Source organism: Bacteroidota bacterium, from assembly GCA_036522515.1.
Taxonomy (GTDB): Bacteria; Bacteroidota; Ignavibacteria; order UBA10030; family SZUA-254; genus VBOC01.
This window is the reverse complement of the sequence record DATDFQ010000002.1, coordinates 1-3648: the sequence shown is the minus strand read 5'-3', so window position 1 is coordinate 3648 and position 3648 is coordinate 1. Positions and strand designations below refer to the sequence as shown.

General features: G+C 58.6%; 3 protein-coding genes. All 3 read left to right on the top strand.

Annotated features, from left to right (window positions below; translation table 11 throughout):
• Positions 1-100 precede the first annotated feature (100 nt).
• A complete protein-coding gene (locus VI215_00345) occupies positions 101-1264 on the top strand; it encodes a 1-deoxy-D-xylulose-5-phosphate reductoisomerase (GenBank protein ID HEY6190753.1) in 1164 nt (387 codons plus the stop codon).
• Position 1265: 1 nt separating this feature from the next.
• On the top strand, positions 1266-2579 hold the full coding sequence (gene rseP, locus VI215_00340; protein ID HEY6190752.1) for an RIP metalloprotease RseP: 1314 nt from the start codon (positions 1266-1268) through the stop codon (positions 2577-2579).
• Positions 2580-2703: 124 nt separating this feature from the next.
• Positions 2704-3648, top strand: a 945-nt coding sequence (locus VI215_00335) for a hypothetical protein (GenBank protein HEY6190751.1), incomplete at its 3' end; no start/stop codon positions are given.

The following is a 3648-nucleotide window of genomic DNA, read 5'->3' as shown; positions in this document are numbered from 1 at the left end:
TCGTTGGTTTGGATTCCGCCGGGGATTTCTGTACCTTTTAACACCAAAATGTCCCGTTTGCCCCGAATGACGGAGTAGGCGGGACGAACTTTATTCCCAAATGAAGAACATCTGCATACTCGGGTCGACGGGCTCCATCGGAAGGCACAGCCTCGAGGTGATTGCCAGCTTCCCAACCCAGTTTCGCGTCGCCTACCTGACCGCCAACACCAACATCGACCTGCTCCAGGAACAGATCCGGAGGTTTCAACCCAAAGGCGTTGCTGTCCGGGACCGCTCCTCCGCTGCCGCCCTTAAACAGATTAGCAACGGATCGCTCAGCGTCTTCGCGGGCGACGAAGGACTCCGGGAACTGGTCAGCCACGACGATATCGACATCGTCATCAGCTCCCTCGTGGGCTTCGCCGGCCTCGGGCCGACGATCGAAGCGATCAAGCGGGGCCGGACCGTCGCGCTCGCCAACAAGGAAACGCTCGTTGTTGCGGGCGAGATCATCACCCGGATGGTCAAGGAACACCACGCGACGCTCATTCCCGTCGACAGCGAGCATAGCGCGATTTTGCAATGCCTGGCGGGGGAAGACCGAGCGAACATCTCGCGATTGATCCTGACCGCATCCGGCGGGCCCTTTCTCACGATGCAGAAATCGGATTTTTCGGCGGTGACCGTCGAAGCCGCCCTGAACCACCCGAACTGGAAAATGGGCAACAAGATCACAATCGATTCCGCCACCCTGATGAACAAGGGGCTGGAGGTGATCGAAGCGCACTGGTTGTTCGGTCTCCCGGCCTCTCAAATAGACGTCCTGATCCATCCGCAATCGATCATTCATTCGATGGTGGAGTTCGTCGACGGATCGGTGAAGGCCCAGCTCGGGATGCCCGACATGAAGATCCCGATCCAGTATGCTCTCACCTACCCGCAACGGGCGACATCCCTCTTCAAGAGAGTGGACTTCTGCGAGCTGAAGCAGATGACCTTCTTCAAACCGGACCTCGCCAAATTCGAGTGTCTGGATCTCGCGTACCACGCGCTCGCCCGCGGCGGGACGGCCCCCGCGATTCTGAACGCGGCGAACGAGATCGCGGTGGAACTCTTCCTGGGGAACAGGATCCGGTTCGATGAGATCCCCGCTCTGATCCGGGAATCGCTGGACCACGTTCCGGTCACGGGAGCGGGGACCCTGGAGGAAGTCATGGAGGCCGACAGGGTTACCCGGGAGTTTGTCCGCGAATCGAGCGGCCGTTTGGTGACGGGAGGATGACATGCAGACCCTGAACATGCTGATGTACACGGCCATCACGCTCGGCGTGCTCATATTCATCCACGAGCTTGGGCATTTCCTGGCGGCCAAACTGACCGGAATGCGAGTCGACAGGTTTTCGATCGGCTTTCCCCCGAGGGCGTTCGGCATCAAGATCGGTGAAACGGATTATTGTCTTTCATGGATCCCGGTCGGCGGGTATGTAAAAATCGCCGGAATGATCGACGAGAGTTTCGACACGGATTTCCTTGACCACCAGCCCCAACCATGGGAATTTCGCGCCAAGCCGCTCAGGGCCAGGATGCTGGTGATCTGCGCGGGAGTGATCATGAACGTGCTCCTCGCGATATCAATTTTCTGGGCGATCAGCTACGTCAACGGGAAGGTCACAAAAGAGACGACCGAAATCGGGTATGTCAGCCCCGAAACTCCCGCCTCGAAGGCGGGGCTGCTCCAGGGCGACAAGATCCTCTCGATCAACGGCAAGGCGGTGGAAGACTGGGAGGAGATCGAGAACCAGGTCTATATTGAAAACATGGGAAACGACATCACCTTCGACGTCGAGAGAAACGGCAGTCGCGTCTCGGTTCTCGCCCTCAGGAAAAACGCCGGCGCCCAGGCAGACAGACCGTTCGGCATCGTCGAAGCACAACTGATCCCTGTCCTCAGGGCGGTTGAGCCCAAGAGTCCGGCCGATAAGCTGGGCCTGAAAGCCGGCGATATCATCGTCCAGGTCGAATCGGTCCGCGTCGGGTATCCCCAGGTTTCGGACATGATCCACGAGCGGGCGGGCAAGTCCATGAATCTCCGGTGGAAACGGGGAGCGGAGTTCCTGTCGGGCACCACGACGGTCACGCAGGAAGGCCGCATCGGTATTCTCATCGAGCCCACCTACACCGGACCGGTCAGGCGGATCCAGTACTCGCTGCTTCAGGCGCTGCCCGCGGGAATCGGAAAGACAGGGGAGGCCGTCTACCTCTTTTACCTCACGATCAGCAAGATTGTGGCCGGCAAGACATCCATACGCGACTCCTTCGGCGGGCCGATCGCGATCGCTCAGCTCGCCACCAGAAGCGCCGAATACGGATTACTCGAATTTCTCGGTTTCATGGCGATGCTCAGCATGAGCCTCGCAATCCTCAATATTCTTCCCATCCCCGCCCTCGACGGAGGCCATCTAGCAATGATGCTGTACGAGAAGGCTATCGGGCGGGAGATCCCTCATCGCGTCAAACTCAAGATCCAGCAGGCAGGGTTCATCCTGCTCCTCGCGTTCATGGCTCTCATCATTTACAACGATATTTCCCGTTTTTGATCACCTCGCGTGATCAAAGTCACACCCCCCATTGAAATTGGCTGCGTATTGCAGCATACTAATAGAGTGGATTGCTAAACTTGCGGGAAATCGCTATACTCCGCATCATTAGAACGGGGCTGTCATGAGAACTATGCTTCAGGGTTTGTTTCCGGCACGGGTGTCGCCGCTGTGGGTCGCCGCGATCTTCTTTGCCGCCTCGACCGTCGCCAGGGCGCAATGCCCTGTGACCATGGAAGTCAGCCATACCGCCGCGCAACAGCTCACCCTTGCGGATGTCGATTTTGCGCACTTCCAGGGGACCAACCTTCTGTTTACTGTCAGCCTGCGGAATGATAACCTGCTTGATGCTGTCGTAGTCCTGCATCTGACGCTAGACATTGCGCTCGCGGACAATTCCGGAAATTTTTCGAACGCGGTCCAGCTCACCACAAAGGCGTTCACGGTTCCTCACCAGGGGATCAGAACGATCACAAATTTGAACCTCGGCACAGGGGGCGACGTCAAGACGGAGACGTTCGAGTTCGATGACGCGGCAAAATCGAAGCTTCAGGACGGCGCTCTTGCCACCGGCCAATTCCCCGCGGGGACATACACGATTCATCTCGGCCTCACCAATCTCGGTTGCACGCAGGAAGTGGTAACGATCGTTCTCCGCAACCCGTCGAGTGTGGAGCTCCGTTCTCCCCGGGACGACGAGGTGACGAACGAGTTTCCCCTCTTCGAGTTCTACCAGGAGAGCGACCGCGCGGTTCTGACCGTCGCCGAGAGGACGCCCGATCAATCCCGCGAGGATGCCATCGACCGGAAGCCCGCGATGCTCGAGGTGGAGCTGTCGGGTCAGAATTCGTTTCTCTATTCCGGCGGAAGACCCCTGGAGGACGGAAAGACGTACGTCTGGAGAGTGGTGAGCAAGATCCGGTCGGCTGGGGGTGCGGATGTCGACCTTCCCAGCACGATCGGGGAGTTCAAGGTTTCAGCCTCGGCGCAGGCAAGCACCGACGACGCTTTGCTCAGCCAGCTGGAGGAGCTGCTCGGAAGCCGCTACCACGAGGTGTTTGTCCAGATC

Bases quoted from the DNA above. Each gene is read 5' to 3' on its own strand.
- VI215_00345 (HEY6190753.1), top strand. From the start codon at position 101: ATGAAGAACATCTGCATACTCGGGTCGACGGGCTCCATCGGAAGGCAC.
- rseP (HEY6190752.1), top strand. From the start codon at position 1,266: ATGCAGACCCTGAACATGCTGATGTACACGGCCATCACGCTCGGCGTG.